General features: G+C 70.8%; 24 protein-coding genes. 7 read left to right on the top strand and 17 right to left on the bottom strand.

The window, feature by feature from the left end; translation table 11 throughout:
- The 3 genes from IFU19_RS10910 to IFU19_RS10900 all read right to left on the bottom strand — a co-directional run.
- The coding region (locus IFU19_RS10910; protein WP_192013755.1) for a class I SAM-dependent methyltransferase at positions 1-395 on the bottom strand (395 nt) is incomplete at its 3' end.
- A gap of 247 nt (positions 396-642) precedes the next feature.
- Entirely contained in the window at positions 643-1287 is a 645-nt protein-coding gene (locus IFU19_RS10905) for an FMN reductase (RefSeq protein WP_055835059.1), read from the bottom strand.
- A gap of 1 nt (position 1288) precedes the next feature.
- Positions 1289-2491, bottom strand: coding sequence for an LLM class flavin-dependent oxidoreductase (locus IFU19_RS10900; RefSeq protein WP_156458772.1), 1203 nt, complete (start codon positions 2489-2491; stop codon positions 1289-1291).
- Positions 2492-2671: 180 nt separating this feature from the next.
- On the opposite strand from IFU19_RS10900, the gene IFU19_RS10895 reads away from it, so the two are divergent.
- The gene (locus tag IFU19_RS10895) at positions 2672-3724 is read left to right on the top strand and encodes an acyltransferase family protein (protein ID WP_192013753.1); all 1053 of its coding nucleotides are present in this window, start codon (positions 2672-2674) and stop codon (positions 3722-3724) included.
- A gap of 34 nt (positions 3725-3758) precedes the next feature.
- On the opposite strand, the gene efeB is transcribed toward IFU19_RS10895, so the two are convergent.
- Genes efeB through efeU form a run of 3 tightly spaced genes read right to left on the bottom strand, consistent with a single transcriptional unit; the run spans position 3759 to position 7296 of the window.
- Positions 3759-5063, bottom strand: coding sequence for an iron uptake transporter deferrochelatase/peroxidase subunit (gene efeB / locus IFU19_RS10890; RefSeq protein ID WP_342343404.1), 1305 nt, complete (start codon positions 5061-5063; stop codon positions 3759-3761).
- A gap of 2 nt (positions 5064-5065) precedes the next feature.
- Positions 5066-6295, bottom strand: coding sequence for an iron uptake system protein EfeO (efeO, locus tag IFU19_RS10885; protein WP_192013751.1), 1230 nt, complete (start codon positions 6293-6295; stop codon positions 5066-5068).
- Entirely contained in the window at positions 6292-7296 is a 1005-nt protein-coding gene (gene efeU / locus IFU19_RS10880) for an iron uptake transporter permease EfeU (protein ID WP_192013749.1), read from the bottom strand. The genes efeO and efeU overlap by 4 nt, the downstream gene beginning before the upstream one ends.
- A gap of 251 nt (positions 7297-7547) precedes the next feature.
- On the opposite strand from efeU, the gene IFU19_RS10875 reads away from it, so the two are divergent.
- Entirely contained in the window at positions 7548-8624 is a 1077-nt protein-coding gene (locus IFU19_RS10875; protein ID WP_192013747.1) for an isopenicillin N synthase family dioxygenase, read from the top strand.
- A 534-nt stretch (positions 8625-9158) separates the two neighbouring features.
- Here the strand turns inward: IFU19_RS10875 and rpsO are convergent.
- A complete protein-coding gene (gene rpsO / locus IFU19_RS10870) occupies positions 9159-9428 on the bottom strand; it encodes a 30S ribosomal protein S15 (RefSeq protein ID WP_055835040.1) in 270 nt (89 codons plus the stop codon).
- A gap of 179 nt (positions 9429-9607) precedes the next feature.
- Here rpsO and IFU19_RS10865 point away from each other — a divergent pair, with 179 nt between their 5' ends.
- The 3 genes from IFU19_RS10865 to IFU19_RS10855 all read left to right on the top strand — a co-directional run bounded on the left by IFU19_RS10865 (position 9608) and on the right by IFU19_RS10855 (position 12268).
- Positions 9608-9829, top strand: coding sequence for a DUF167 family protein (locus IFU19_RS10865; protein ID WP_192013745.1), 222 nt, complete (start codon positions 9608-9610; stop codon positions 9827-9829).
- Positions 9826-11127, top strand: a complete 1302-nt coding sequence (locus IFU19_RS10860; RefSeq protein ID WP_192013743.1) for an MFS transporter — start codon at positions 9826-9828, stop codon at positions 11125-11127. The genes IFU19_RS10865 and IFU19_RS10860 overlap by 4 nt, the downstream gene beginning before the upstream one ends.
- 220 nt (positions 11128-11347) lie before the next feature.
- Complete coding sequence (locus IFU19_RS10855) at positions 11348-12268, top strand: DMT family transporter (RefSeq protein ID WP_082509310.1); 921 nt, start codon at positions 11348-11350, stop codon at positions 12266-12268.
- 123 nt (positions 12269-12391) lie between these two features.
- On the opposite strand, the gene IFU19_RS10850 is transcribed toward IFU19_RS10855, so the two are convergent.
- From IFU19_RS10850 to IFU19_RS10840, 3 genes are all read right to left on the bottom strand, one after another.
- Positions 12392-12952, bottom strand: coding sequence for a YceI family protein (locus IFU19_RS10850; protein ID WP_192013741.1), 561 nt, complete (start codon positions 12950-12952; stop codon positions 12392-12394).
- Positions 12953-13102: 150 nt separating this feature from the next.
- The gene (locus IFU19_RS10845) at positions 13103-13468 is read right to left on the bottom strand and encodes an FKBP-type peptidyl-prolyl cis-trans isomerase (protein WP_055835024.1); all 366 of its coding nucleotides are present in this window, start codon (positions 13466-13468) and stop codon (positions 13103-13105) included.
- A gap of 145 nt (positions 13469-13613) precedes the next feature.
- Positions 13614-14774, bottom strand: a complete 1161-nt coding sequence (locus IFU19_RS10840; RefSeq protein ID WP_055835021.1) for a PrsW family intramembrane metalloprotease — start codon at positions 14772-14774, stop codon at positions 13614-13616.
- Between the two features lie 83 nt (positions 14775-14857).
- Here IFU19_RS10840 and IFU19_RS10835 point away from each other — a divergent pair, with 83 nt between their 5' ends.
- The gene (locus tag IFU19_RS10835) at positions 14858-15724 is read left to right on the top strand and encodes a fumarylacetoacetate hydrolase family protein (RefSeq protein ID WP_191915322.1); all 867 of its coding nucleotides are present in this window, start codon (positions 14858-14860) and stop codon (positions 15722-15724) included.
- A gap of 164 nt (positions 15725-15888) precedes the next feature.
- Here IFU19_RS10835 and IFU19_RS10830 read toward each other — a convergent pair whose 3' ends face one another.
- The 4 genes from IFU19_RS10830 to IFU19_RS10815 all read right to left on the bottom strand — a co-directional run bounded on the left by IFU19_RS10830 (position 15889) and on the right by IFU19_RS10815 (position 20000).
- Positions 15889-17352 carry an aspartate ammonia-lyase gene (locus IFU19_RS10830; protein ID WP_192013739.1) on the bottom strand — a complete coding sequence of 488 codons (1464 nt, stop codon included), beginning with the start codon at positions 17350-17352 and terminating at the stop codon, positions 15889-15891.
- 146 nt (positions 17353-17498) lie between these two features.
- Positions 17499-18398 (bottom strand): phosphodiesterase, encoded by a 900-nt coding sequence (locus tag IFU19_RS10825; RefSeq protein WP_055835012.1) that lies wholly within the window; start codon positions 18396-18398, stop codon positions 17499-17501.
- A gap of 61 nt (positions 18399-18459) precedes the next feature.
- The gene (locus IFU19_RS10820) at positions 18460-18789 is read right to left on the bottom strand and encodes a hypothetical protein (RefSeq protein WP_055835008.1); all 330 of its coding nucleotides are present in this window, start codon (positions 18787-18789) and stop codon (positions 18460-18462) included.
- Positions 18786-20000: an inorganic phosphate transporter gene (locus IFU19_RS10815; protein ID WP_055835004.1), complete on the bottom strand. Its 1215-nt coding sequence runs from the start codon at positions 19998-20000 to the stop codon at positions 18786-18788. The genes IFU19_RS10820 and IFU19_RS10815 overlap by 4 nt, the downstream gene beginning before the upstream one ends.
- A gap of 195 nt (positions 20001-20195) precedes the next feature.
- Between IFU19_RS10815 and IFU19_RS10810 the strand changes: the two genes are divergently transcribed.
- Positions 20196-22310, top strand: a complete 2115-nt coding sequence (locus tag IFU19_RS10810) for a S9 family peptidase (protein ID WP_055936989.1) — start codon at positions 20196-20198, stop codon at positions 22308-22310.
- 186 nt (positions 22311-22496) lie between these two features.
- On the opposite strand, the gene IFU19_RS10805 is transcribed toward IFU19_RS10810, so the two are convergent.
- From IFU19_RS10805 to IFU19_RS10795, 3 genes are all read right to left on the bottom strand, one after another.
- Complete coding sequence (locus IFU19_RS10805; protein ID WP_192013737.1) at positions 22497-23423, bottom strand: hypothetical protein; 927 nt, start codon at positions 23421-23423, stop codon at positions 22497-22499.
- 226 nt (positions 23424-23649) lie between these two features.
- Positions 23650-24678, bottom strand: a complete 1029-nt coding sequence (locus IFU19_RS10800) for a 6-phosphofructokinase (protein ID WP_055834994.1) — start codon at positions 24676-24678, stop codon at positions 23650-23652.
- A 140-nt stretch (positions 24679-24818) separates the two neighbouring features.
- Complete coding sequence (locus IFU19_RS10795; protein ID WP_192013735.1) at positions 24819-25886, bottom strand: hypothetical protein; 1068 nt, start codon at positions 25884-25886, stop codon at positions 24819-24821.
- Between the last annotated feature and the right edge of the window lie 53 nt (positions 25887-25939).

Here is a 25939-nt window from a genome sequence, read left to right as displayed (position 1 = left end):
ACCCCCCCCCCCCCCCCCCCCCCCCCGGGTGCCACCCACTCCGCGATCCGTGCGACGGCGGCGGCGCTGTCGGGCAGGTGCAGGTAGCACGACACCACGAGGTCGACGGGAGTCGCGGGCTCCCACTCGTGCACGTCTCCGCGCGTCCAGGTGACCGCGTCGCCCCCGGGCCGCGCCGCGGCGAGCGCGAGACCGGCGCCCGAGAAGTCGACTCCCGTGCAGGTCCAGCCGCGCCCGGCGAGCCACAGCGCCGTGCGCCCGTCGCCGGTCGCGACGTCGATGGCGGTTCCCGGCGGCAGCGTCGCCGCGATCTCGCGCACAGCGGCGGGCGGCTGGGTGGCCCACACTCCCCCGGCCGAGGCGCGGTATCGCTCGTCCCACTGCGCGGCATCCATCGCGGCTCCTTCTGCTCGCCCCCACCCTAGAGCGGGTTCGCTCCGGGCCGGGTGCACGGGCTCAGCGATCGGCCGGTCCTCGAACGCGCGCGGCCGCCCCCTCCCACGCCACAACCTCAGCGATGTGCACAACCTCAGCCCGAACGGGCCCCTCCCGGCTGAGGTCGTGCGCATGACCGAGTTTGTGCTCGACCCGGCGCACGACGACGCCCCGCCGCCCGCGAGGGCGACGGGGCGTCATGAGGGGTCACTCCCCCGACAGACCACCCAGCAGGTGGCCGAACGAGCGGCCCTCGCCGAGGTACGACGACGGGTCGAACGGATCGGCGTCGCGTACCGGCTCGCGCGCGGCGATCGCGTCGGCGAACTCCCGGGCTCCGCGGTCGACGCGCGAGCCCAGCGGGGCGACCTCGTCGGCGTTCGATCCCCAGTCGCTGGATGCCGCGAACACGCCGGTCGGCACGGGATTGGCGTGCAGGTAGGTGAACAGCGGCCGGATGGCGTAGTCGATCGCGAGCGAGTGGCGCGCCGTCCCCGCGTTCGCGCCGATCAGCACGGGAGTGCCGTTCAGCGCCTGCGGGTCGAGCACGTCGATGAACGACTTGAACAGGCCCGAGTAGCTGGTCGAGAAGATCGGCGTCACGGCGATGATGCCGTCGGCAGACACGACCGTGTTGATCATCTGCTCCAGCGCCGGGGGCGCGAAGCCGGTGAGCAGGTTGTCGGTGAGGTCGTGCGCGTAGTCGCGCAGTTCGAACACGTCACTGGTGGCGTCGATGCCGCGCTCGCGCAGCTCGGCCAGAGCCGCGTGGGCGAGGCGGTCACCGAGCATGCGCGTCGACGACGGCGTGGACAGGCCCGCGGTGATCACCGCGATGCGGCGGGCGGCCATGTCAGGCCCCCACGCGCGTCGCGGCGGAACCGAAGGCGCTGCCGGCCTTCGCGGCATCCTGGTACGGGCTGCCCGCGGTGAGGTTGTCGCCGCGGTTCGCGGCGGGAACGGCCTGGCGCGGAGCGGCACCGGCGTACGCCTTCTCGACCATGTTGGCGTGCGTGGGCGCGTCGGGCACCTCGGCGGGGCGGTTCTTCTGCAGCTCCTTGCGCAGCACCGGCACGACCTCGGAGCCCAGGATGTCGAGCTGCTCGAGCACGGTCTTGGTGGGAAGCCCCGCGTGGTCGATGAGGAACAGCTGGCGCTGGTAGTCGCCGTAGGTCTCGCGCATCGACGCGTAGCGGTCGATGATCTGCTGCGGCGAGCCGACGGTCAGCGGGGTCATCTCGCTGAAGTCCTCGAGGCTCGGGCCGTGGCCGTAGACGGGGGCGTTGTCGAAGTAGGGGCGGAACTCCCGCACGGCGTCCTGCGAGTTGGAGCGCATGAACACCTGTCCGCCGAGCCCGACGATCGCCTGCTGGGGCGTGCCGTGGCCGTAGTGGGCGAAGCGCTCGCGGTACAGCGTGATGAGACGCTGGTAGTGCTCCTTGGGCCAGAAGATGTTGTTGGCGAAGAAGCCGTTGCCGTAGTACGCGGCCTGCTCGGCGATCTCGGGGGTGCGGATCGAGCCGTGCCAGACGAACGGCGCGACGCCGTCGAGGGGACGCGGGGTCGAGGTGAAGCCCTGCAGCGGGGTGCGGAACTTCCCCTCCCAGTCGACGACGTCCTCGCGCCACAGCTTGTGCAGCAGGTCGTAGTTCTCGATGGTCAGGGGCAGACCCTGGCGGATGTCCTTGCCGAACCAGGGGTACACGGGTCCGGTGTTGCCCCGGCCGAGCATGAGGTCGGCGCGGCCCCCCGACACGTGCTGCAGCATGGCGAAGTCCTCGGCGATCTTCACCGGGTCGTTCGTGGTGATGAGTGTCGTCGAGGTCGTGAGGATGAGGCGCTCGGTCTGCGCGGCGATGTACGCCAGCGTCGTCGTGGGCGACGACGACCAGAACGGCGGGTTGTGGTGCTCACCGAGGGCGAAGACGTCGAGGCCGACCTCTTCGGTGTGCTTCGCGATGGTCAGCGTGTCCTTGATGCGCTGCGCTTCGCTGGGCGTCTTACCGGTGGTCGGGTCCTGGGTGATGTCGCTCACCGTCATGACGCCGAACTGCATCCCGGGCCAGTTGTTCGTCTCGTTCACCGTGCTCATCTGAATCAGTGCCCCTCTTATTTGTATGCAACTGAATATACATGCTCCAACGTTCGAGGCCGAGCTTTATTCCGCGTTACCTCATCGGCATCCGGAATCCACCCCCGTGGACCGCCGCTCCCGGCGCGGATATCGTCGCTGGCGATGACGACACCGACCCGTGTACCCTTCTGGGACAACGCCCGCTTCGCCGCGATCGTGCTCGTCGTGTTCGGTCACGCCGTGCAGCGACTGACCTACGATTCGGATGCCGCCGAGGCGCTGTACCTGCTCGTCTACGCGTTCCACATGCCCCTCTTCGCCCTCGTGGCGGGCTACTTCTCGTCGTCGGCCGAACCGACCCACCGGCGGATGGCGCGACTGTTCACCGACCTCATCGCGCCGTACCTGATCTTCGAGACGCTCTGGACGATCACGCAGCTGCTCGTGACCGGCCGGACCAACCTCGATCCGGCGCAGCCGTCGTGGACGCTGTGGTTCCTGCTGGCGCTGGCGCTGTTCCGGCTCGTGCTGCCGTATCTCGCGCTGCTGCGCGCGCCCGTGCTGTGGGCGCTGGCGATCTCGATCGTCGCCGGGTACCTCCCCGGCATCGACTCGACCCTCTCGCTCTCGCGCTTCCTCGGCCTGCTGCCGTTCTTCACCCTCGGGTGGTGGCTGCGCGAGCGCGACGTCGTCGCGCGCCGGGGGCTGCTCGACGCCCGACCGGTGTGGCTGCGCGTCGTCGCCGCCCTCGTGCTGGCCGGCGCCGGGGCGATCGCGTTCGCCTTCGTCGACGTCTGGCGCGACGTGCGCCTGGGCACCTGGTTCTTCTTCGTCGACACGTACGCCGACCTCGGCGCCCCGCAGTGGTGGGCGGGCGGGGTACGGCTCGCGATCATCGCCCTCGCGCTCGTGCTGATGACGGCGTTCCTGCTGCTCGTCCCGCGCCGCGAGACGTCGTGGACGCACCTCGGCCGGTACACGATGTCCGTCTACCTGCTGCACACGTTCGTGCTCTATCCGTTCCGCCAATCGGGCGTCCTGCGGGGTCTCGAACCCGCGGCGCTGTGGATCCCCGTCATCGCCGTCGCGAGCGTGGCGATCGCCGTCGGCCTGTCGAGCCGGCCCGTGCGCCGACTCACCCGCCCCCTGGTGGAACCCCGGATGCCGTGGCTCTTCCGCGATCGGGAGCTGGGGGCGGGTCGCGGGTCGCGGTAGATGCCCCTCCGCGCCCCGCGCGCGTCGGCTCCCCTCACGCGCCGAGCAGCCCCGCCCCCACCGACTCCCCCGCGGCCGGCGCCGGCGGTACGGCCCACAGCCCCGACCCGACGTGACGCACGTACTCGTTCATCGCATCGGTCGACAGGGACCGCTGCAGGGTGACGTAGCGGTCGGGGGCCTTCTGGAACGACAGGAAGAAGAGCCCGGCGTTCAGCCGCCCGAGGTCGGTCGTCCCGTCGACGAAGTTGTACCCGCGGCGCAGGATCTGAATGCCGCCGTTCGTGTCGGGGTGCGCCAGGCGCACGTGGCTGCGCGGGTCGATGCGCGGTTGCCCCGCGGCATCCGTCGCCTGGAAGTCGGGCTTCGTGAACTCGTCGCCACCCGAGAGCGGCGCCCCCTGGCCCTTGTCGCGGCCGATCACGCGGTCCTGCTCGGCGAGGCGGGTGCGGTCCCACGTCTCGATGAGCATCGCGATGCGCCGCGCCACGAGGTACGACCCGCCGACCAGCCACGCCGGACCCTCGGATGCCGACACCCAGACGTTGTCGTCGAGGGCGGCGGTGTCGTCGGCGAGCACGTTGGCCGTGCCGTCCTTGAATCCGAAGAGGTTCCGCGGGGTGGCCTGCGCGGCCGTGGTCTTGGACGTGCGGCCGAAGCCCAACTGCGACCACCGGATCGTCGCCCGCCCGAAGGCGATGCGGCTGAGGTTGCGGATCGCGTGCACGGCCACCTGCGGATCGTCGGCACAGGCCTGGATGCACAGGTCGCCGTCGGACCGCAGCGGATCGAGGTCGTCGCCGAGGAACGCCGGCAGCCGCTCGAGCCCCGCCGGACGCTGCACCTCGAGGCCGAAGCGCGCGTCGAACAGGGTCGGGCCGAAGCCGAACGTGATCGTGAGGTTGCTGGCCGGGAGCCCCACCGCCTCGCCCGTGTCGTCGGGCGGTGCCTGCGGCGACCCGCCGACCGCCCCCGTCGCACTGACGTCGAGCCCCTGCATCATGCGGGTGGCCGCGTACGTCCAGTCCGACAGCAGCTCGGCGAGATCGTCGCGGGTGGTGCGGGCCATCATGTCGTACGAGGCGAAGTGCAGGTGGTCCTGCACCGGGGTGGTGATGCCGACCTGGTGGATGCTGGAGGCCGGGGCCGTGGCATCCATCGCCCGCCGCGCCTGATCCTGACCGTACGCGGCACCGCCCGCGAACCCGCCGCCGGCGCCGACGGCGAGGCCGGCCGCACCCGCCCCGATCGCCAGCCCCATCAGGCCGCGTCGGGACAGGCCGGTGGCCTCCGGGTTCGGGTCGGAGACCGTGGTCGGGGTCTGCTCTTCGTCGGTCACGCTCACTCCAGAACGGTCACCGTGAGCTGCGAGAGCGGCTCGGCCAGCGCATTGATGAGATCGGTGAACTGGCGCTTGTCGGCGTCGGTCAGCTGCGAATAGGCGACGAAGCCCGCGTCGGCCGAACCGTGCGCGGCCAGGGCCGCTTCGAGGTCGGCGTACCCGGTGTCGATGCGGGTGACCAGGGTCGTGCCCTTGTCGCCCTTCGATTCGGCGAAGTCCCGCACGAGCGAGAAGGCCATCTTCGAACCCTCGACGTTGGCGGCGAAGTCGTACAGGTCGGTGCCCGACCACCAGTCCTCTTCGCCGCTGATCTTGCCCGTGGCGACCTCGTCGAGCAGCGCGATCGCCCCGTTCGAGATGCCCGCGACGCCCTGCGCGTCCAACGCCTGCACGAACTCGTCGCCGTGCACGTAGTCATACAGCTCCTGCGTGTCGGCGATGAGCTTGTCGCCGTAGGTGGCGCGCTCGGCCGGGGTGGACGGCGCCCAGTCCTTCCACGCTGGCGTCTCGCCGTCGGCGTTCAGCGCGTCCTGCGCGGGAACCCACAGGTCCTTCTCGATGCGGTGGAAGCCGGTCCAGTCCAGGCCCTCCGCCACGGCGTCGACCTCGCGGTAGTCGATGCGCGGGTCGAGGTCGCCCAGGGCCTCGGCGATCGGCTCGATGCGCTCGTAGTAGGCCCGCACGCGCGGGAACTGCGTCTGCGCAGCCGCGTCGTCGCCCGATTCGTAGGCCGCGGCGAAGGTCTGCACCGCGGGGAGCAGCTGACCCACCTGGTCCTTCACGAAGGCGGCGTACAGGTCGACGGCCTGCTGCTTCTGCTCGGCATCCGGTCCCGTCACGGCCACGGCGTCGCCGGTGACCGAGAAGCTCGCCCGGCCCACGCCGTCGCCCACCATGCCGGGCTTGCAGAGCGTGAAGTAGTCGCCGGGCTGCGCGACGACGGTGAGGTTGCGCGAGGCGCCGGGGGCGATGTTCTCGACCTCGCCGACGATGCGCAGGCCGTCGGAGGCCAGCAGGTAGAACTCCGTCGTCTGGTTGCCCTTGTTGCTGACGTCGAAGGCGACGGTGCCGCTGGGGGCGGATCCCGCCGACACGGCGCACCCGTCACCGGTCGAGGTGACCGTGAGGGCACCGGAGGCAGCCGCGTCGGTCTTGGCGACGCAGCCCGAGAGGACGAGGACGGCCGCGCCGGCGACGGCCGTGGCCGCGAGGAGGCGAGTCGAGGTCATGATGCTCCATTCGGATGGGTGGATGCCGCGGCGTCGGGTACGCGAGCGGCGTCGAGGTTCTGTGGGGTGGGGTTCCCGCTCGCGTCCGGGGCCGCGTCGGCAGCGCGGGGCTTCGGTCGCCGGTTCGCGCGCACTCCGCGCACGAACAGCGGCACCACGATCGCGATGTACAGGGCCCAGGCGATGACCTGCAGCCAGGTCATGGCGGGCATGAATCCGACCGTGGCCTGCAGCAGCGCGGCGAGCGCCTCACCGGGGGCGATGGTGTCCGAGACGTCGAACGCCCAGCCGAAGGGCAACCCGCTCCAGCCCGTCGCCACGAGGCCGGTGACGGGATCGAGGGGGGCGGCGCTGCCGAAGGGGCCGGGAAGGGCACCGGCCTCCTGCAGGTCGTGCAGCGCATAGGCGAGCACTCCGGCGGCCACCACGACGAGGAAGCCCCCGGTCCAGGTGAAGAAGCGACCGAGGTTCAGACGCAGCATCCCCCGGGCGATCAGCCAGCCCAGCAGAACGGCGGCGATCAAGCCGACGAGCGCACCGAGAAGGGCAGCGGGCGTGTCACCGAACGACTGCACCATCGACCACAGCAGCAGGGTCGTCTCGACCCCCTCGCGCGCCACCGAGACGAAGCCGATCGCGACGATCGCCCAGACGCCGCCGCGGAGCGCCCTGTCGACGCCCCCCTCGAGGCCGACCTTGAGTGTGCGGCCGGCACGCTGCATCCAGAAGATCATCCAGGTGACCATCGCCACCGCGAGCAGCGACAGCCCGCCGCCGAGCAGCTCCTGCGCTTCGAACGTGAGCATGTACGCGCCGAAGGTGAACACGGCGCCGACGGCGAGGGCGAGGGCGATCGCCAGCCCCACGCCCATCCAGAGCCGCGGGAGAGCGTCGCGACGCCCGAGGCGCGTGAGGTAGGCCACGAGGATGCCCACGACGAGCGCGGCCTCGAGGCCTTCGCGAAGGCCGATGAGGAAGGTGGCGAAGAAGCTGGCAAGCACGGGCGGGGTTCCGACTCTCGGGTTTCGGGTGGGGCGCCGCGGCACTGCGGGAAGGTAAGGACAGCCTCACCTGACCAGGACACGATACGCATCTCCCTGGCCGGTTCGCACCCCGCCGATCGGCGGGGTTTGCCCCGGGAGTGCGATTGACCCGCCTTCGCGCCCCTTCCGTTCCGCCGTCCACGAAGGCTCCGTCGGTAACCATCGGCAACATTCGCGCGGCGCCACGCGGATCGACCTAGCCTCGTCGCATGTCCGACCTCACTCTCCCCGTGCTCGACCTCTCGCTCCTCGACCAGGGTCCGGATGCCGCCGCCCGCTTCCGAGACGAGCTGCGCGCCGCGACCCACGACGTCGGGTTCTTCTACCTGACCGGCACGGGGGTCAGCCCCGCGCTCGAGACGAGCCTGCTGGCGGCCGCGAAGGGCTTCTTCGCGTTGCCCGAGGCCGACAAGCTCGCGATCGAGAACGTCACGAGCCCGCACTTCCGCGGATACACGCGCGTCGGCGGCGAGCGCACGCAGGGCCGGGTCGACTGGCGCGAGCAGATCGACATCGGGCCCGAGCGCGAGGCCATCTGGGCCCACACGCCCGGAGGCTCGCCGCGGCGCGCAAGCGACGCGACGAGTGGGCGTGGGGACGACCCCGACGCTCCCGGGTACGACCGGCTGATCGGTCCCAACCTGTGGCCGGCGGCGCAGCCCGAGCTCAAAGAGGTCGTCACCGAGTGGCACGACCACCTCACCGGCGTCGCCCGCAAGCTCCTGCGCGCGTGGGCCCTCGCCCTGGGCGCCGAGGAGCAGTACTTCGACCGCCACTTCGGCGACCCGCAGACGCTCATCAAGATCGTCCGCTACCCCGGTAAGGACGACCCCACGCCCCAGCAGGGCGTCGGTGCACACAAGGACTCGGGCGTCCTGACGCTGCTCTGGGTCGAGCCCGGCAAGGGCGGCCTGCAGGTCGAGCGCGACGGCGAGTGGGTCGACGCCCCTCCGGTGTCGGGCGCTTTCGTCGTGAACATCGGAGAGCTTCTCGAGTACGCCACGCAGGGCTACCTCCGGGCGACGAACCACCGCGTGATCTCGCCGCGGTTCCCCGACGAGCGCATCTCGGTGCCGTTCTTCTTCAACCCGGCCCTCGACGCCCGCCTGCCGATCATCGAGCTACCGGCCGATCTCGCGGCCGAGGCCCACGGCGTCGAAGACGACCCCACCAACCCCATCCACGCCACCTACGGCGAGAACGCGCTCAAGTCGCGTCTGCGCGCGCACCCCGACGTGGCCGAGCGGTGGCACTCCGACCTGGTGGCCGCGCGCGCGGCATCCTGAGTCCGCGTCTCTCGAACGCCCGTCGTCGGTCCGGCCGGCGGCGGGCGTTCTTCCTGCGCTGGGTGGAGTCGGGGCGTGCGCGGCGCGGGCGGGCCGCGGCCCCGATAGCCCCGGGCACGGGGCTCGACGAGGTACCCGGTCTCATACGGCCCGACGCCGCGCTCCCTCCCGGCACGCATAAACGCCGTTCCTGCGCAGAAACGCTCCGACACCGCGTTTATGCGCAGGAATGGCGTTTAAGAGAGCGGGGCGGGCGGATCGGTCAGCCGAGCCGGGACAGCCCCGGCCACGGGCCCCGACGATGCATCGGGTCTCGTCCGGCCCGACGCCGCGCTCCCTCCCGGCACGCATAAACGCCGTTCCTGCGCAGAAACGCTCCGACACCGCGTTTATGCGCAGGAATGGCGTTTATGGGGACGGGACGCGGGCATCGGCGCCAGACCCCGGATGCCGGGCCCCCGGCATCCGGGAACAGCGAAGGCCGCCCCACACCGTGGGACGGCCTTCGAGAAAGCGATATACGCGGGGTCGCGCTTAGCGACGGAGACCCAGGCGCTCGATCAGCGAGCGGTAACGCGCGATGTCGATGTCCTGGAGGTAGCCGAGCAGACGGCGGCGCTGACCCACCATCAAGAACAGACCACGACGCGAGTGGTGGTCGTGCTTGTGCTCCTTGAGGTGCTCGGTGAGGTCCTTGATGCGCTGCGTCAGCATCGCGACCTGCACCTCGGGGGATCCGGTGTCACCGGGGTGCGTCGCGTACTGTTCGATGATCGCCTTCTTGGCGTCAGACTCGAGTGGCATAGATGGGATCCCCTTTCTCTCATTGCGCGGCGCCCGACGCCTGATACGTGGGCTCTCTTTATCCGCGGCCGATCAAACGGCAACCGCATGAGTCTACAGCACGGCTCACCCGTTCACACACGCCCGATGCTCGGCGCCTGCGGCGACGCGATGTCGGAGGGCTGGCGTAGCCTCGATCCGTGCAGCTCACCGTCTTCGTCAAGCCGGGTTCCCGCCGCGGCCCGCTGGTCGAAGACGGGCCCGACGGCCTGGTGGTGCACGTCCGCGAACGCGCGGTCGACGGAGCCGCGAACGCCGGCGCCGCGCGAGTGCTCGCGGCGCACTTCGACGTCGCCCCGAGCCGCGTCCGCGTCGTGCGCGGCCACACCGCTCGCGTCAAGCGCTTCGAGGTCGAGGAGTGAGCCGTCAGGGCGCGTTCATCGACCTGCGGCCCCTCACCACGTCGCCCGCCTTCGCCCGTCTGTGGATCGGCTCCACCCTGTCGGGGCTCGGCGGGCAGCTGACGGTCGTGGCGGTCATGCTGCACGTGTTCGAGCTGACCCAGAGCACGCTGGCCGTGTCGATGATCGCCGTGGCGGGACTGGTGCCGATGGTCATCGCGGGCCTCTACGGCGGCATGCTCGCCGACGCGTTCGACCGCCGCACGGTCGCCCTGCTCGCCGCCCTCGTCACCTTCGCGTCCACCGGCCTGCTCGCCGCCCTCGCGTGGTCGGGGCTCGAGACGGTCGGGTGGTTGTTCGTCCTGAGCGTCGTGAACTCGGCGGCGAACTCCATCGTCATGGCGACGAAGTCGGCGATCACGCCACGCCTCATCCCCCGCGACCTCCTTCCCGCCGCCGCGGCCCTGCAGGGCGTGACGGTCGGCATCATGGTGATGGCCGGACCCGCCCTCGCCGGTGTGCTCGTCGCCGTCGCGGGGTACGCGTGGACCTACTCGCTCGACGTGCTGCTCATGAGCTCGCTGTTCCTCGGGCTGTGGTCGCTCCCCCGGCTCCGCCCCGAGGGCGTCGTGGTGCGCCCGGGCCTCGAGTCACTGCGCGACGGTGCGCGGTTCTTGAAACGCGCACCCAACATCCGCCTGCAGTACGTGCTCGACATCATCGCCATGACCTTCGGCCAGCCGGTGGCGCTCTTCCCCGCCATCGGAGCGGTGCTGCTGGGCGGCGGTGCGATCACGACCGGGGTGCTGACCGCGGCGGTCGCGGCGGGGGCGTTCCTCTCCAGCCTGTTCTCGGGGCCGATCGGCCGCGTCCGTCGACAGGGGCTCGGCATCGAACGCGCGATCCAGGTCTACGGCCTCGCGATCGGCCTGTTCGGTCTCGTCCTCCTCGCCGCCGGCCTGGGCTGGCTGCGCCCCGACGTCGTCGACGAGACGCACGCCGCGGTCGCGCTGATCGCCCTCGCCGCCGTGGTGCTGGCCGTCTCGGGAGCCGCCGACAATGTCAGCGCGATCTATCGCTCCACCATGATGCAGGCGGCCGTCCCGGATGCCATGCGCGGGCGCCTGCAGGGCATCTTCATCGTCGTGGTCGCCGGCGGCCCGCGCGTGGGAGCCCTGTACGCGGGCACCCTCGCGACGGCCACGGCCCTCTGGGTGCCGCCGCTGTTCGGCGGCATCGTGATCCTCGGCCTCGTCGGGACGCTGGTGCGCTTCACGCCCCGGTTCCGCGCGTACGACGCGCTGAACCCGCAGCCCTGACCCCCAGCGCGACGAGAGCCGCGGTGCAGCGCATCTCGCCCACCCCGCTCTGCGGAGGGCACCCGTCCCCGGGTCTTCTCCGCGCGGGGACCCGGGACCCCTCGTGTCGCGGCTCCGCGCGAGCACCGCCCCGCACCCGCACTGCCGACCGTCGGCGGATTTCCGCCGTCGCATCCGCTTCGCCCGCGCGATGTCGGCGCTCGGGCCTAGGGTCGGGATCGTGGCATCCGGTTCCTCTCCCTCCCCCGTCTCCATCGCCGTGCAGTTCGTGCTCACGGGCATCGTGTGGGGCTCGAGCTTCCTCTTCATCGCGATCGCCCTCACCGGCATGACCCCGGCGCAGGTCGCCGGCGGGCGGCTGCTGTTCGGTGCGCTCGCTCTCGCCGCGATCGTCGCGATCCGGCGCGAACGCCTCCCCCGCAGCCGACGGGTGTGGGGTCACCTGTGCGTTCTGGCGGCCACGTTCTGCGTCGTGCCGTTCCTGCTGTTCGCCTGGGCCGAGCAGCACGTCTCGTCGGGACTGGCGAGCATCTTCAACGCGACCACGCCGATCATGACGGCGATCATGGCGTGGGCGGTGTTCCGCGTCGAGAGCCTCAAGCCCGGGCAGTTGCTCGGCATCGCCGTGGGCATCGCCGGGGTCGTCGTGATCATCGCACCGGGCGCGGTCGCCGACGTGGGCGACAGCACGGTCGCGCAGATCGCGCTGCTGGGCGCCACCGCCTGCTACGGCTTCAGCCTCGCGTACATGCGTCGGTTCCTCGGCGACACCGGACTGTCGGGCATCGCCTTCGCCTTCGGTTACATCGGCCCGGCGGCGGCGTTCATGGTGCTGCTGTCGCCCGTGATCCTCGCCGAGCCGATGGACCTGACGACCCCGGTGGTGCTCAGCATCGTCGCCCTGGGGGTACTCGGCACCGGCATCGCCTACGTCTGGAACCAGAACACCCTGCGCGCCTGGGGGCCCACCCGGGCCTCGACCGTCACGTACATCACCCCCGTGGTCGGGGTGGCTCTCGGCATCCTCGTGCTCGGGGAGCGCATCTCGTGGAACGAACCCGTGGGGGCGGCCGTGGTGTTCGTCGGCATCCTGCTCGTGCAGCAGAGGCTGCGCCTGCGGCGTCGCGTCACCGCGGGGTGACGCACCGCGGGCGGCTTCCGCGCACGACGGAGAGACCACAACGACCCCGGATGCCGAGCACCCGGGGTCGCCCGAGAAACGCGGAAGGCCCCGGATGCCGAGCACCCGGGGCCTTCGCGGAGATCACGCCTGGAGCGCGAGCTGCAGGTCGAGCTCGATGGTGACGTCCTTGCCGACCAGCACGCCGCCGGTCTCGAGGGCGGCGTTCCAGGTGAGGTCGAAGTCTTCGCGGTTGATGACCGTCTTGGCGGTCGCGCCGGCCTTGTAGTTGCCCCACGGGTCGGTGCCGAAGCCGCCGAAGTCGAGTGAGAAGGTGGCGGGCTTGGTGATGCCGCGGATGGTGAGGTCACCGTCGACGAGGAAGTCGCCCTTTTCGACGCGCACACCGGTGGAGCGGAAGTCCATCGTCGGGTAGGTCTCGATGTCGAAGAACTCGGCGGAGCGCAGGTGCTGGTCGCGGCCCTCGTCCTTGGTGTCGACGGAGGTCACGTCGACGGAGGCCTCGACGGTGGCCTCGAGCGGGTTCTCGGGGGCGACGATGGTGGCGCTCTTCACACCGAACGTGCCGCGCACCTTCGAGATCATCATGTGGCGCACCGAGAAGGTGACCTCGCTGTGCGACAGGTCGAGGACCCAGGTGCCGGTCTTGTAGCCGGGGATGTCGAGGGCGGTGGTGTCAGTCATGTCACTCCTAGAGGTCTGGGGAGCCGCTTCGGCGTCCTGCCGGGATCCAACTCCCATTCACACGAATGTATTCCACGATCGAGGAAAATAACGAACCCGAGGGAGCCGCAGCCCCCTCGGGTTCGTGAACGTTCCGTGAAGAACGGCTGGTCAGCCGACCTTGAGCAGGTCGATGATGAAGATGAGGGTCTTGCCACCCAGGAAGTGTCCGCCGGCGGGACCGTAGGCCAGGTGCGGCGGGATCACGAGCTCGCGGCGACCGCCGACCTTCATGCCCGGGATGCCGTCCTGCCAGCCCTGGATGAGGCCACGGAGGGGGAACTGGATGCTCTCGCCCCGGCCCCACGAGGAGTCGAACTCTTCGCCCGACTCGTACTCCACACCGGCGTAGTGCACGGTGACGGTGTCGCCGGGCTTCGCCTCGGCGCCGTCGCCGACGGCGATGTCGCGGATGACGAGGTCGGAGGGGGCGGGGCCGCTGGGAGCGTCGAACTCCGGCTTGGTGCGATCAGTCATGCCTCCATCCAAGCACGGCCCGGCGGTCGATGACCGCCCCTGGACAAAGACTCAGCGCCCGGTGCCGCGGCGATGCCTGCGTGTCTACCGGGCGCTGAGTTGGCCTACATCGATGGTGCTCCCGCCTCGCCGCGCTGTCAAGACCTCACGGCGCGAGCAGCGCCGCACGCGCGTCGGTGGTGCGCTCGAGCAGGTACCGCTCGGTGGCGACAGCCTGCGGATCGCGCCCCGACAGGGCGCGCTGGCGCGCGGCGGCGAGTGCCGTGGCATCCGCGATGAAGGCCTTCATCACCGCCGTGCGGTCACCGGGCAACGTGCGCGCCCACGCGAGGGCCGAACGGCGCCCGGGGCGGGTGGCGAGCATGTCGACCTCTTGCGGCGTGAACCAGCCCGCGACGGCGTACTCGCCCAGCCGTGCGCGGGTGAGACGCGTCTCTTCGCGCCGCAGGGCCAGGATGCCGGCGATGAACGCCAGGAACAGTGGCACCTGCAGCGTGGCGTACACCTCGAAGAAGTTGGCGAACGTGGCCGAGCCGTTCCACAGCCCGTGCAGAACGATCGCGGCGAGCACTCCGGGGATCCCGTAGGCGAGGGCACCGCCCCCGCGCAGCCCGCGACGCGCGGCGAGGCCGAACGCGAAGCCGGTGAGGCTGGTGAACATGACGTGCGCGAACGGCGACAGCACCGCGCGCAGGAAGAAGGTCGTGGCGACCTGGCCCGGGCCGCCCTCGAGATAGCTGATGGCGAAGTACTGCACGTTCTCGGTCAGGGCGAAGCCCGCACCGATCAGCGCGCCGTAGACGATCCCGTCGACCGGGCCGTCGAAGAACCGTCGGGCGAACACGAAGATCAGGAGCACGCCGAGGCCCTTCGCGAGCTCTTCGACGATCGGTGCCTGCACGACCGAGCTGAACTCGGCCGGCAGCCGGCCCACCGCCAGGGTGAGGACCAGGTCCACCCCCAGCGCGAGGGCGACGGCCGCCACCGCGCCCCAGGCCACGGCGAACACGAGCAGGCGGCGCGGTTCGGGCTCCCACCGGTCGATGTAGCGCACCGCGAACCAGACGATGACGAACGGGATCACCGCCAGCACGAGCCCGATGAACGAGGCCGCCGTTCCCAACACGCCCGTGAAGTAGCGGACGAGCAGGGCGAGCACCGGCACCAGCAGTACGGCCACCACCCACAGGGCGATGCCCCCGCGGCGCCGGCGCGGAGGCGCAGCCGAGCCGGCTGCCTGCGGTGCCGGGGAGATGCGGGCGGGCTCGGCGGAACCGGGCTGCGCCAACGGCGAGGGGTAGCTCATGCGCACAGCCTAGGGGCGGCCGGCGACACGGCATCCCGGGCTTGCGACGACTCCCCGCCGGTGCGGCCCGGTAGCGTGGAGGCATGCGATTCGCCCACGTCCGTTCCCCGGAGGGGGCGGAGTCCCCCCGTCTCGTCAGCGTCCACGATGACGAGTTCTCGTTCGTCGACGAGTTCTTCGAGGGTGCCCCCCGCCAGCTCGAACAGCTCATCGCCGGCGGTGACGCCCTGCTCGAGCGCGTGCGTGCGGCGTCCGCCGGTGCACCGCGGCATCCGCTCTCGGGCGTCGCCTTCGCCTCGGCGATGCTCGCTCCCCCGGCGATCCTCGCGGTCGGCCTGAACTACGCCGCCCACTCGGGCGAGCTGGGGCTGAAGACCGACACCGGGCCCACCGTCTTCGTACTGTGGCCCAACTCCCTCACCGCCCACGGTGCGACGACGACGTGGCCGCGACAGCTCAGCGAGGCCGTCGACTACGAGGCCGAGCTCGGCGTAATCATCGGGCGCCCCGGGCGCGACGTCGCCGAGGCCGACGCCCTCGACCACGTGTGGGGCTACACCGTCGTCAACGACATCACGGCGCGCAACATCCAGTTCTCGGAGGCGCAGTGGTCGCGGTGCAAGTCGTTCGACGGCTTCACCCCGACGGGCCCGTTCGTGGTGACCGCCGACGAGATCCCCGACCCGCAGGACCTGCACATCTGGACCGTCGTCGACGGGCACACGGTGCAGGATGCCAGCACCGGCCAGATGGTGCGCACGGTCGCGACGCTCATCCACAAGCTGTCGGAGTCGGCGACCCTGCTGCCCGGCACGCTCATCTCGACCGGCAGCCCCGGCGGAGCGGGCTACTCGCGCGACCCGCAGATCTTCCTGCGCGACCGCTCGACGGTGACCGTCGGGATCGACGGCATCGGCGAGCTGACCACGCACTGCCGGATCGTCGACTGAGCCACGCCCCGCGCGGCGACGGTGCCGCCGGACCGCCGGTGACCGCTGCCCGGTGACGGCTGCCCGGTGACCGACGCCCGGCCCCCGGGCGGGCGACTCGGCGCTCACCCTCGACGCGACGACGGGGCCGCGACCACTCGGTCCCGGCCCCGTCGTTCGTCGTGTCAGCCTTCGACGACGTCCTCGACGGCACGGATGACCGGGATCGCCTCGGTGATCGGGTGCAGGCCCGACAGGCGCGCCGGCGAGAGCTGCTTGATGACCTCGTCGCGCGTCATCAGCCCGGCCTCGACGACCAGGTCGGCGACGTTGCGGTGCGTCAGCAGAGCCGTCTTGGCCAGGGCCGCCGACGCCGCGTAGCCGATGAAGGGCGTCAGCGCCGTCACGACGCCGACCGAGGAGCCGACCATGGCTCCCAGGCGCTCGCGGTTCGCGGTGATGCCGTCGACGCAGTTGACCCGCAGGGTCCACATCGCCTGCCGCATCCACGTGATCGACTGGTAGATCGAGTGGGCGATGACGGGCTCGAAGGCGTTGAGCTGCAGCTGCCCGCCCTCGACCGCCATGGTCACCGTCATGTCGGCCCCCACGACCGAGAACGCGACCTGGTTCACGACCTCGGGGATGACGGGGTTGACCTTGCCGGGCATGATGCTCGAGCCGGCCTGGCGCGCCGGGAGGTTGATCTCGCCGAGGCCCGCCTGCGGACCGCTGGAGAGCAGACGCAGATCGTTGCAGATCTTCGACAGTTTGACGGCGTTGCGCTTGAGCGACGACGAGAACGACATGAACGCGCCGGTGTCGCTCGTGGATTCGACCAGGTCGGTCGCGGTCTCGAGATCGAGCCCGGTGATCTGGCGCAGGTGCCGCAGAACAGCGGCCCCGTACCCGGTGTGAGCGGTGATGCCCGTACCGATGGCCGTGGCGCCCATGTTGATCTCGTACAGCAGGTAGGCGTTCTCGGTCAGACGGCTGTAGTCCTCGCCCAACGTCGTGGCGAACCCGTGGAACTCCTGTCCGAGCGTCATGGGCACGGCATCCTGCAGCTGGGTGCGGCCGACCTTGAGGACGTCGTGGAACTCCTCGGACTTCGTCAGGAAAGACTGACGCAGCAGCGCGAGCTCTTCGAGCAGGCTCTGCAGGGTGAGCGCCAGCCCGATCTTGATGGCCGTCGGGTAGACGTCGTTGGTGGACTGGCTGCGGTTGGTGTCGTCGATGGGCGAGAGGAAGCCGTAGTCGCCCTTCTCGCGGCCGGCGAGCTCGAGGGCGATGTTGGTGATGACCTCGTTGGCGTTCATGTTGGTCGAGGTGCCGGCCCCGCCCTGGATGACGCCCACGGTGAACTCGTCGTGGAACTCGCCGTCGATCACGCGCTGGGCGGCGCGGTCGATGAGGTCGGCCTTCGCCGCGTCGAGCACGCCGATCTCGCGGTTCGCGCGGGCCGAGGCCTGCTTGACCATCGCGAGGGCTCGCACGAGATCGGGGTAGACCGAGATCGGCCGCTTCGCTATGGGGAAGTTCTCGAGCGCGCGCGCGGTGTGGATGCCCCAGTACGCCTCGAAGGGGATCTCGAGGGATCCCAGGGAATCGGTCTCGGTACGGGTGCGCGTCATTGCGTCCAAAGCCATGTGGTGTCCTCGTGGGTTGTCACGGCGAGCAGGGATGCCACGAGCCTAGCCACCGGTCCCGTCGCGGTCGTTCGACGCCGCGGCCTGTCGCCCGACCGACACGCTCCCGCGCGTACACCGAACGCGGCGGCCGTCGCACGGCGGCGTCACCGCTTGCGCGAGAACGCCTCGAGTCGCTCCTCGGGGCTCAACGCCGCCATGCGCGCCGTCCACTCGGGCGTGAAGAAGCCCGTGGCCTGCGCGTCGACGACCGGGACCACCGCGTGGGTGATCGTGTCGTCCCACACGTGCACGAGGTGGAACGCGCGCCCGGCGTCCATGCCGTTGACCTCGTCGGCGGGGCGGGCGAGGTCCATCGTGTAGCAGGAGGCCGCGGCCACGCTCACCGGCACCCCGGCGAAGGTCCCCGACGTCGAGTAATGCAGGTGGCCCGCGAGGATCGCGCGCACGTCGGTGCCCGCGATCGCGTCGGCGAGACCGCGCTGATCGCGTAACTCGAGGATGTCGAAGAACGGGATGTGCGAGGGCAGCGGCGGATGGTGCAGCGCCAGGATCGTGCCCCGCGGCGCCGGCTCGGCCAACTCGGCGCGCAACCACGAGAGCTGGGCGGCGTCGAGGTCGCCGTGGTGCCACCCCGGCACGGTCGAGTCGAGCGCGATGAGCCGGAGTCCCCCGAGGTCGTACACCCCGGTCACGGGCTCCTCGCTCGGCTCGCCGTCGAGCAGCTCGGCGCGCAGCGCGGGCCGTTCATCGTGGTTGCCGGCCACCCAGACGACCGGCGCCCCCAGACGCGCCGCCCACGGTTCGACCTCGGCGCGCAGCGCTCGGTAGGCCTCGGGCTCGCCGAGGTCGGTCAGATCGCCGGTGAAGACCACGGCATCCGGTCGCACCCCGGTCGCCTCGGCGGCCGCGAGCGTGCGGCGCAGGTGCTGCGCCGTGTCGTAGCGATCGCCGAGCAGTCGGTCGCCGCCCAGCAGGTGCGTGTCGCTGAGGTGGAGGATCACGCGCGCGGCGGGCGCATGCTGACCGAACTGCACGGATGCCATGCCCCCAGCCTACGAGGGGCCTCCGACACCGCTCCCCGGGCGCCTCCGCGGGTGAACAGGATCAGTGGTTGAGCAGGATCAGCAGCAGCGCGCCGAGCACGACTGCGGCGCACACGGCGAAGCAGAGGTAGGCGGCGACCAGCGAAAGGCGCTTCTGCCCCTCGCTCAGCGGGTTGCGCGCGGCGGCCTTGTCGACCGCCCTCTCGGCGCGACGCTTCTGCTTGTCGGTGAGCACGGTGATGGCGTCGGTGAACTCCGCCGGCGCCACCAGCGGCGGACGGCCACCGCGCACCAGCAGGCGCAAACCCAGGGCGTAGAACGTCACGACCACCGTCGCCCCGAGCAGGGCGGCGACGAAGACGTGCAGGAAGGCTTCCCAGTCGATGCTCACGCGCGGTCCTTCCTCGCGTCGTCGTGGCGGCGCTGGCCGCGCGTGGGCTCGGGCTTGCGCGGCACCTTCACGGCGGCGCCGGAGTCGGCGACCTCGCTCATCGCGTTGGCCGAGGTCACCGAGTCGCGCCGGGAGCGCAGGAACAGACCGAGAACGATGACGACCGCGATCACGGCATCCACCGCCACGCCCCATCCGCCGAGCCAGACCACGATCAGGGCCGCGGCGGCGCCCACGGCGCCGGCGGCGGGAAGCGTGAGCACCCAGCCGATCATGATGCGGCCCACGGTGTTCCACCGCACGGTCGAGCCGCGGCGGCCGAGGCCCGAACCGATGACGGATCCCGAGGCCACCTGCGTCGTCGACAGCGCGAAGCCGAGGGCGCTGGATGCCAGGATCGTGGCCGCCGTGGAGGTCTCGGCCGAGAAGCCCTGCGCGGGCTTGACGTCGGTGAGCCCCTTGCCGAGCGTGCGGATGATGCGCCAGCCGCCCATGTAGGTGCCGAGCGCGATCGTGATCGCGCAGGCGAAGACGACCCACAGCTGCGGGTCGGGGTTCGCCGACGACTGCCACCCGACGGTGATGAGGGCGAGGGTGATGACGCCCATCGTCTTCTGCGCGTCGTTGGTGCCGTGCGCCAGAGCCACGAGCGACGAGGTGAAGATCTGGCCCCAGCGGAAGCCGTCGCGCCCGTCGGCCTTCATGTCGTACCGGCGCGTGATGCCGTAGGCGATCTTGGTGACGGTGAAGGCGATGATGCCGGCCGTCAGAGGGGCGATCAACGCCGGCAGGATCACCTTGCTCAGCACCACGCCCGTGTCGATCGCCGAGGCGCCGACGCCCACGAGCGTCGCGCCGATCAGGCCGCCGAACAGCGCGTGCGACGAGCTCGAGGGGAGCCCCAGCAGCCACGTCAGCATGTTCCAGGTGATCGCGCCGATCAGACCGGCGAAGATGATGGGCGGGAAGATGTCGGGACTCAACTGGTCTTCGCGGATCATGCCGCCCGAGATCGTCTTGGCGACCTCGGTCGATAAGAACGCGCCCACCAGATTGAGCGAGGCCGCCAAGAGGACGGCGACCTTCGGCTTCAACGCACCGGTGGCGATGGGGGTGGCCATCGCGTTGGCGGTGTCGTGGAATCCGTTGGTGAAATCGAAGAACAGTGCCAGCGCGATGACCAGCACGATGATGAGGGCTGCGCTCTCCACCGTTCGCTTTCCGTGAGAAGGAAGAAGGGATGCCGACGGGATCGGCGCGACGAACGAAGAGTTCACCTGGAGTTCGACACCCGTTCACCGGGGTCGCGTCCACATCCTGTCATCGGGGACCCCGGGGGTCAAACGCGCGCGGCTCGCTGAGCGTTCTCCGAAGCCCGCGTCGGAGGAGCGCACTACCGTGGAACGGTGACCGACCTCGACCCGCAGCCCACCCCGCCCGTCGCCGCCCGCCGGCCCGTCTCGCGCTCGCACCACGGCGACACCTTCGACGACCCGTACGAGTGGTTGCGCGCGAAAGACGACGCCGAGGTCGTCGGGCACCTCGAGGCCGAGAACGCCTACACGACGGCCCGCACCGGGCACCTCGCGGGCCTGCGCGACACGATCTTCGGCGAGATCAAGGGCCGCACCCTCGAAACCGACCTCTCGGTCCCCGCGCGCCGCGGCGACTGGTGGTACTACGGCCGCACCGTCGCGGGCGCGCAGTACGGCATCCAGTGCCGGGCACCCCTGGACTCCCCCGACGACTGGACCCCGCCCACTCTCTCGCCCGGCACCCCCGTCGCCGGCGAGCAGGTGCTGTTCGACGGCAACGTCGAGGCCGAGGGCACCGACTTCTTCTCGCTCGGCAGCTTCGAGATCTCGAACGACGGCACCCGCATGCTCTACGGCGTCGACGTCGCCGGCGACGAGCGGTACACCGTGCGCGTGCGCGACCTGACCACCGGCGAGACGCTGGCCGACGAGATCCCCGACACCTTCTCGGGGGCGACCTTCTCGCCCGACGGGCGCTTCATCGTCTACACGACCGTCGACGACGCCTGGCGTCCCGACACCGTGTGGCTGCACGAGATCGGCACCCCCGTGGATGCCGACGTGAAGCTGTTCCACGAGCCCGACGACCGCTACTGGGTCGGTGCCGACTTCACCCGCAGCGATCGCTTCCTCGTGATCGAGATGGGCTCCTCGATCACCTCCGAGGAGTGGCTGCTCGACGCCGACGATCTCCGCGGCGAGCCCCGCGTGGTGTGGCCGCGTCGTGAGGGAGTCGAGTACTCCTCGTCGCACGCCGTCGTCGACGGCGACGACGTGCTCTACGTGCTCCACAACGACGGCGCCCTCGATTTCGAACTCGTGCGGGTCTCGGCATCCGATCCCGAAGGCCCCCGCGAGACGGTGATCCCCCACCGCACCGGTCAGCGGCTGCTCGGCGTCGACACGTTCCGCGACTGGGGCGTGGTCGGCTACCGTCGCGACGGCCTCGCGCGCCTGGGGATGCTGTCGTACGCCGATGGCGCGGTGACCGAGATCGCCTTCGACGAGCCGCTGTACAGCGTCGGCACCGGCGGCAACCCCGAGTACGCTCCCCCGGTTCTGCGGCTGGGCTACGGCTCGTTCGTCACCCCCGGCACCGTGTTCGACTACGTCGTCGCCACCGGCGAGCTGCTACTGCGCAAGCGCCAGCCCGTGCTCGGCGGCTTCGACCCCGACGACTACGGCCAGGCACGGGTGTGGGCCCCCGCCGACGACGGCACGCAGGTGCCCGTGTCGCTGGTGTGGAAGCGCTCGTTCGGCGAGCCCGGTGCGGCTCCGCGTCCGGTGCACCTGTACGGCTACGGATCGTACGAGCACTCCATCGAGCCCGGCTTCTCGGTGCCGCGTCTCTCGCTGCTCGACCGAGGCGTCGTCTTCGCCGTGGCGCACGTGCGCGGCGGCGGCGAGATGGGTCGGCAGTGGTACGAAGACGGCAAGATGCGCGCCAAGCGCAACACGTTCACCGACTTCGTCGCCGCCGCCCGTCACCTCGTCGATGCCGGGTACACCACGCCCGACCGCATCGTCGCCGAGGGCGGCAGCGCGGGCGGACTGCTCATGGGCGCCGTCGCCAACCTCGCGCCCGAGCTGTTCGCCGGCATCCTCGCCGATGTGCCCTTCGTCGACGCGCTGACGACCATCCTCGACCCCTCGCTCCCCCTCACCGTCATCGAGTGGGACGAGTGGGGAGACCCCCTGCACGACGCCGACGTCTACGCGTACATGAAGTCGTACTCGCCGTACGAGAACGTGCGCGAGGGCGTCGAGTACCCCCGCATCCTGGCGGTCACCTCGCTCAACGACACCCGCGTGCTGTACGTCGAGCCCGCCAAGTGGGTCGCGCGCCTGCGCGACGTGGGCGCCGACGCGCTGCTGAAGTGCGAGATGGTCGCCGGCCACGGCGGCGTCAGCGGCCGCTACAACGCCTGGCGCGAGCGCGCCTTCGAGATCGCGTGGCTGCTCGACGTGCTGGGCCTGGCGGAGTAGGCCGAGCCGCCGCTGGATGCCCCGGTGCTGGACGCCTCGTCGCTGGACGCCTCGTCGCTTCGTGCGGCGGGGCGTTCGGCGTTGTCGCGCCGCGCGGCGACCCGCGTCCCGATTTGTGCACGTCGTGTCCCACTTTCGGTTGCCTAAAGCCCCTCCAGCCGACCATTTTCGGGACGCGCATCACCCTCAGCGAGCCGCCAACCCCGGTCGCCAACCCGCTCGGACGAGCGCGTCACGGGCCAGCGAGACGGCTCGCGCGCCGTCGCCGCGGAGATGATGGTTCAGGACGCGCACGTGATCCCAGCCCGCCGCCCGGATCTCGGCCCATCGATCGGCGTCGCGAGCGAACTGCCGTTCGTCTTCCGCGTGGACTCTTCCGTCGTACTCGACGGCCACCTTCCATCGCGGGTAGGCCAGGTCGATCTCGGCGACGAAGTTCCCCCGCTCGTCGAAGATGTCGGCGTTGACGTCGGGCGCGGGAAGACCATTCCGGGCGAGCAGGAGTCGCAGACGCGTCTCCCGCGGCGAACGAACGCCCGGATGGGCGAGATCCGCTGCAGCACGGAGGATGCCACCTCGGACATCGCCCATCTCACGAATCTCAGAACGGAGGTCCTCCACCGACGCGGTCGGCGCCTTTCCGCCGACGAGCGAATCCGCGGCGGCCACCAGGTCGTCCAGCGGCCATAGTCGACCGCACTGGCGCCACGCTCGGACAGGATCCTCGACAGGCAAGCCATGCGTTGCCGAGCGTACGGCCGGCGCCCGGGTCTGCAATCGGTGCCCGACGACGCCCGACGTTCGAGGCTCTCGCGCGGGGCGATGAGCGGACACATGGATCCTCGGCACGTACGGCCACTCCGGCGTGCTGACCCCGTGGAGTGCGAGTGCTGTTTCGTGGCTGAAGAACTGCCACGGCCTCAATCGCGGGGCGTAGACGAGGCATTGCTCCACCAGGGTCGTCGGGCGCGCGCGATCCCGTGACCGGATGCCGTGGAACGGCGACTCCAGATCGGCGGCGCGCAATCGAGCACGCGTCACCCCCAGCTCCGCCGCGTCGGCAACGGAGAAAGAGCGGGGAATCGATGCGGGAAGGGGAGCAGGGCTCGGCATGCCTCAGCATCCCGTCTCGTCCGCCCTCCTTCGGCGCTATCCACAGGCGTCGGAGCGAGCGCACCGGCCAGAGCTCCACCCATGTCCCCTTTTCGGCTGCCTGAGATACCGCCAGCCAACCGGATCGGGGACACACCTCGACCGAATCGGGACATGGTCGGATCCCTCGCGCCAACGCAGACGCCCCGCCACGCGCGAGCGGGACGGGGCGACGAACGAGCGCGGCTCAACCGAACAGCGCGGCGGCCTCTTCGTAGCGGTACAGGGGCACGCTGTTCAGCTCGCCGAGGGCGTCGGCGAACGGCACGCGCACGATGTCGGTGCCGCGCATCGCGACCATCTGCCCCCAGGCGCCTTCGTTCAGCGCGTCGGCGGCGTGCAGGCCGAGGCGCGTCGCGAGAACGCGGTCGAAGCCCGACGGCGAGCCACCGCGCTGGATGTGGCCGAGCACCGTGGAGCGGGTCTCGATGCCGGTGAGGCGCTCGATCTCGGGCGCGAGCAGCTCGCCGATCCCGCCGAGGCGGGGACGGTTGAAGGCGTCGAGGCCCTTGTCGCTGAACGCTTCGTCCATGCCGGTGAGCTTGAAGCCCTCCGACACGACGACCAGCGGCGCGCGGCCGCGGTCGTGGGCGCGGGTGACCTGCTCGACGATCTCGTCGATCGACATCGGCACCTCGGGGATGCAGATGACGTGCGCGCCCGCGGCGATACCCGCGTGCAGCGCGATCCAGCCGACGTGGCGACCCATGACCTCGGCCACCATGCAGCGCTGGTGCGAGTCGCCGGTCGTGCGGAGGCGGTCCATGGCATCCGTCGCGATGTTGACGGCGGTGTCGAAGCCGAACGAGTAGTCGGTCGCGCGCAGGTCGTTGTCGATCGTCTTGGGGACGCCGAGCACGTTGATGCCGTCCTTCGACAGACGGTCGGCCGCCGCGAGCGTGCCCTCGCCGCCGATGGCCAGGATGCCATCGATGCGGTGCCCGTACATGGTCTTCGAGATGTTCTCGGCGCCGCCGCGCGCGCCCTCGTAGGGGTTGGTGCGGCTGGTGCCGAGGATGGTGCCGCCGACCTTGGACAGCCCCTTCACCTCGTGACGCGTCAGGGGGAAGAAGTCGCCGTCGACGACGCCGCGCCACCCGTCTCGGATGCCGACGAATTCGATGTCGTAGTTGGTCGTGCCTTTGAGCACGACGCCACGGATGACCGCGTTCAGCCCGGGGCAGTCGCCGCCGCTGGTCAGGATGCCGATCTTCATGGGCAGAGTCCTCAAGTGCTGTGGTTCGGGTGGAGGTCGGCGCCGTTGCCGTCTCCGACCCTATCGCCGCAGACGGGAGCGGTGCCACACGGCGGGAGCGCCGCCTCCGGATGCCGTGGGCCCGGGACCCCGCGCAGCCGTCACGACCGGCGCCATCGGCGCTCGTCTCCGTGCGGGTCGATGACCCAGCTTTCCGCGGGACCCACTGTTGGCGCCACCTCGAACCAGAACGTCTCGTCCGGCCCCCAGCCGGCGAGCACACTCGCCCCGAGATCGCCGACGTCGATGGCACGCCCGGCCGTCGTGAGGTATCCCGCGACACTGAGGTGCACGCCGACGGCCTCACGCGCGAACGCCGCCCAATCAGGTTGCACCCACGCTCCCTCACGTCCGGTGGTCATGGACCACACGTGTCGGCGGGAGGCGGTGACGGGGAGCGGATGCCGCCGGCACAACGCCGCCCAGGTCTCGGGGCCGTCGATCTCGATGACGTCCCCATGGGGCGCGCGCACGGGCTCGACGCGGGCCGATTCCCATCCGAGGGAGTCTTCGACGAGGGTCAGTCCGGCGGGACCCGTCGTGCCGCGCACGCGAGTCGTGCGCGGGAGGCCGGTCGGAGGCGTCGACCACCAGGTTCCCGAGACGTCCCGGCCCGCGAATTCCGTCGCGAAGCTGTGTTCTTCCGCTGCGACATCGTCGCGCCAGCGGGCCAGGACCACGACCGGGTGTGCTGCCGGCGGGCGAGGAGTCTCCCAGCACACCGTCGCCTGGGCCGCGTGGTCCACCGGACTCGTCCACCACTCGGCAAGGGGCGAGGCGGCGATCGCTGCTGCCACCGGCTCGAGGACCGGATGCATCTCGTCGGTCGCCAACAGGACGTCCTCGCCGTACGGCGGCTGCCAGTAGGCGGCCAGATCGACGGCCACGGCGAGCGCCGTGTCGAGCACAGCACCGGTGACGGCGGTGGCCCGGAGGCGACCGAGCGCCGCGGCCGCGTCGGCGGGGCTCACCTGGGGCTCGACGAACGCGGACGTGTGGGACCCGATGACCAAGAACGTACCCGGGTTTTCGGCCAGGGGGCGCGCGGCCCACGACACCGCGGCGGCCGCATCCTCAACGCCGCGCCGGCCCTTCTCGCCCAGCAGAACCTCGAGACACAAGCGGCGCCCTCGTGGTCCCGCTAGCAACGCGTCGGGATGGAGGGTCATGTGCCGACCCTAGCCTCCCTCTTCTTCTCCGCCGCAGGACGGAGCGGGAAACC

Origin of the sequence: Microbacterium sp. CFBP 8794 (genome assembly GCF_014841235.1) — a bacterium.
In the GTDB taxonomy this organism is placed as follows: Bacteria; Actinomycetota; Actinomycetes; order Actinomycetales; family Microbacteriaceae; genus Microbacterium.
This window is presented reverse-complemented; position numbering and strand designations above follow the sequence as displayed.

Excerpts from the sequence above, each read along its gene's own strand:
- IFU19_RS10905 (WP_055835059.1), bottom strand. The coding sequence starts at position 1,287 with ATGGCCGCCCGCCGCATCGCGGTGATCACCGCGGGCCTGTCCACGCCG.
- IFU19_RS10900 (WP_156458772.1), bottom strand. The coding sequence starts at position 2,491 with ATGCAGTTCGGCGTCATGACGGTGAGCGACATCACCCAGGACCCGACC.
- IFU19_RS10895 (WP_192013753.1), top strand. The coding sequence starts at position 2,672 with ATGACGACACCGACCCGTGTACCCTTCTGGGACAACGCCCGCTTCGCC.
- efeO (WP_192013751.1), bottom strand. The coding sequence starts at position 6,295 with ATGACCTCGACTCGCCTCCTCGCGGCCACGGCCGTCGCCGGCGCGGCC.
- IFU19_RS10875 (WP_192013747.1), top strand. The coding sequence starts at position 7,548 with ATGTCCGACCTCACTCTCCCCGTGCTCGACCTCTCGCTCCTCGACCAG.
- rpsO (WP_055835040.1), bottom strand. The coding sequence starts at position 9,428 with ATGCCACTCGAGTCTGACGCCAAGAAGGCGATCATCGAACAGTACGCG.
- IFU19_RS10850 (WP_192013741.1), bottom strand. The coding sequence starts at position 12,952 with ATGACTGACACCACCGCCCTCGACATCCCCGGCTACAAGACCGGCACC.
- IFU19_RS10845 (WP_055835024.1), bottom strand. The coding sequence starts at position 13,468 with ATGACTGATCGCACCAAGCCGGAGTTCGACGCTCCCAGCGGCCCCGCC.
- IFU19_RS10840 (WP_055835021.1), bottom strand. The coding sequence starts at position 14,774 with ATGAGCTACCCCTCGCCGTTGGCGCAGCCCGGTTCCGCCGAGCCCGCC.
- IFU19_RS10835 (WP_191915322.1), top strand. The coding sequence starts at position 14,858 with ATGCGATTCGCCCACGTCCGTTCCCCGGAGGGGGCGGAGTCCCCCCGT.
- IFU19_RS10830 (WP_192013739.1), bottom strand. The coding sequence starts at position 17,352 with ATGGCTTTGGACGCAATGACGCGCACCCGTACCGAGACCGATTCCCTG.
- IFU19_RS10825 (WP_055835012.1), bottom strand. The coding sequence starts at position 18,398 with ATGGCATCCGTGCAGTTCGGTCAGCATGCGCCCGCCGCGCGCGTGATC.
- IFU19_RS10805 (WP_192013737.1), bottom strand. The coding sequence starts at position 23,423 with ATGCCGAGCCCTGCTCCCCTTCCCGCATCGATTCCCCGCTCTTTCTCC.
- IFU19_RS10800 (WP_055834994.1), bottom strand. The coding sequence starts at position 24,678 with ATGAAGATCGGCATCCTGACCAGCGGCGGCGACTGCCCCGGGCTGAAC.
- IFU19_RS10795 (WP_192013735.1), bottom strand. The coding sequence starts at position 25,886 with ATGACCCTCCATCCCGACGCGTTGCTAGCGGGACCACGAGGGCGCCGC.